Origin of the sequence: Candidatus Oscillochloris fontis, assembly GCF_004138135.1 — a bacterium.
Lineage (GTDB): Bacteria > Chloroflexota > Chloroflexia > Chloroflexales > Chloroflexaceae > Oscillochloris > Oscillochloris fontis.
Map to the genome: position 1 here is coordinate 1 of NZ_RYFD01000120.1, position 1,459 is coordinate 1,459.

2 protein-coding genes are annotated in these 1,459 nt (G+C 37.8%); both read right to left on the bottom strand.

Annotated elements, in window-relative coordinates:
* Nucleotides 1-28: 28 nt before the first annotated feature.
* A complete protein-coding gene (locus tag EKD03_RS18185) occupies nt 29-901 on the bottom strand; it encodes a DDE-type integrase/transposase/recombinase (RefSeq protein ID WP_129633862.1) in 873 nt (290 codons plus the stop codon).
* A 68-nt stretch (nt 902-969) separates the two neighbouring features.
* A complete protein-coding gene (locus tag EKD03_RS18190; protein WP_161569322.1) occupies nt 970-1,350 on the bottom strand; it encodes a transposase in 381 nt (126 codons plus the stop codon).
* Nucleotides 1,351-1,459: the final 109 nt, after the last annotated feature.

Genomic DNA, 1,459 nt, shown 5'->3' on the forward strand with positions numbered 1-1,459 from the left:
TGTCAATTCCTGAATTTGGTTGACCGTTTTAACCCTGCACCATAACTCTTTTTGCAGAGATTACATCTTGATTCTGAGACCTGGTTTGCTCAGGATTTATGGGGCTCGATGCCCCAAAATCCTGATCTTTTGCGTCGAATGACTCTTTCATCATCGACCTGGTTTGCTGATGCAAATTTAATAATTTTTCTTCAAACGTCACTGGCGTTAAATAATGTAACGCTTTATGAGGTTTTTCATAGTTGTAGAGTTCTACTGCACGGTCAACCGATTGAATTAACTCCTTTAAGTTAGAGATCTTCCAGTGGTGCAGGTAGTTGTTTTTTATTACCCCGTTTATGCGTTCTGCTTTCCCGTTTTCATAGGCAAATTCGCACATACTGTTACTAAATTTATAGCGTTTTGTAAGAAGCAGGAACTGTTTATCGTAATATTGCCCACCACCATCAGAGTGAATAATTACACCTGTAGGTAGGTCGTATTTTCTGGTTTTTATAGCCATTTTTAGTGCTGGTAGCGTAGTATGCTCAGTTAGTAATCTTGAAGAAACATAATGCCCCAAGATTCTTCTAGAGAAGCAATCAACTATAAAAGTGATAAAGTAAAAGCATTTATTGATTTCAAAATAGGTGATATCACTACTAAATGCCTGATTCATTCCTGATAGTTTTGCACCTTTGAGCAGATCAGGAAATCTAACTACCCCAGAGCTGTCAGTAGTGCCCCGAAACCGCTTCTTTCTTTCCACCTGGAATCCTAATTCTTTGCATAATTGCAAAAATTTGTCACGCCCTATAGTTACAGGGTTTATCTTGTAATACATAGCAACGCCATTCATAGTGGGGTGTTCTCTGCGTATTTGAGTCATCACAATTCTTAGGTATTCGGTTTCTTCGTTCATGCGGATATAACTATCTGCCAGTTTATGAACCCCTTGTTTTGTAATTCCAATTGATTCATAAAAATGGTTTAAGCTTTGTGGGAGTTGTTCTCTATGCTTCCAGAAGTAGAGAATGGCTTTTTTTCTAATTTTTTTTTAATGTCAATCTTATACTCTTGCTCAGCAAGCTCAATTATCTTGTCCTTAAAATCTATCATTACCTGCTTTTGCCCAATAACACGTTCAAGCTCCGCAATTTTATGTTTAAGTTCCATAATCAGGCGGGTGTCGCTTTCGCTTTCCACTATGGTCCTGACTCCTTTATGGTATTGAGAACCATATTGCCTAAGCCATCTGTAAACAGTTGTGTCAGATACCTCGTATTCTCTGCAAACATCCGAAATCCGGGTCTTCTTTTGCTCTATTTCCCGAACCTTTTTTTGCTTGAACTCTTTGCTGAAATGGCGCATGATTCGCTCCCTTACAGTTTGATTAAACTTGTTTCTTGTTGCCATTGTTGAAGTTTTAAAAGTAACTATTTTAACCTTTAAAACGGTCAACCTATTTCAGTATCTAACA